The 864-nt window shown below is 67.5% G+C and carries 1 pseudogene; it reads right to left on the reverse strand.

Going from position 1 to position 864, the window contains the following annotated elements:
- Nucleotides 1–113 precede the first annotated feature (113 nt).
- Nucleotides 114–755, reverse strand: a pseudogene (gene istB, locus ACFHWU_RS29240) (IS21-like element helper ATPase IstB); the annotation flags it as partial.
- Nucleotides 756–864 lie beyond the last annotated feature (109 nt).

Here is an 864-nt window from a genome sequence, read left to right on the forward strand (position 1 = left end):
TGTCAACGGTCTTTCTGATCTCCCCGTAGGCGGCCGGCATTTGTCCCCGCTGGCGGCCACGGGTTTCTCCCCAACGGCGGCCAGATAGTTCCCCGCCGTTGGTTGTTCGGGTGTCAGTTCAAGGGCTTCACTCCCTGTCCGGTGGTTGCCTGGTTGAGTCGGAAGCTGTCGCCCTGCGTAACGACGATGTGGGCGTGGTGCAGGAGCCGGTCGACGGTGGCGGTAGCGAGGGTCTTGGGCATGATCTCCTCGAAGCCGGAGGGGTGCAGGTTGGAACTGACGGCGAGGCTGCGGCGTTCGTAGGCGGCGTCGACGAGGCGGTAGAACCCTTCGGCGGCGTCCGGCGAGACCGGTAGCAGGCCGATGTCGTCGACGATGATCAGGTCGCAGCGGATGAGTCGTGCGACGGCTCGGCTGACCGTGTCGTCGACGCGGTGGCGGCGCACGAGGGCGCCGAGATCTTCGATGGTGAACCAGGCCACGGTCATTCCGGCCTCGACGGCGGCCTGGCCGAGGGCTTCGCAGAAGTGGCTCTTGCCGGTGCCGGATGGTCCGCAGATGGACAGGTTCTCCTTGCGTTGTACCCATTCCAGGGTCTTGAGCGCGTCCTGAGTGGGGCGTGGGATGGACGAGGCGGTGTCGTCCCAGTCGCCGAAGGTCTTGCCGGCGGGGAACGCGGCGCGTTTGCGGCGGGTGCGCAGGTTCGCGGCGTCGCGGCCGGCGGCTTCCTCGGCGAGGAGGACCCGGATGACTTCGGCGGGGTCCCAGCGTTTGGGCTTTGGCGGTCGGGACCAGGTCGGCCATCGCTTTGCGGATGTGGGGCAGTTTCAGTCGGCGGGTCAGCTCGATTGCCTCGGTGAGGGG

Source organism: Micromonospora sp. LOL_015 (assembly GCF_048060275.1).
In the GTDB taxonomy this organism is placed as follows: domain Bacteria; phylum Actinomycetota; class Actinomycetes; order Mycobacteriales; family Micromonosporaceae; genus Micromonospora_E.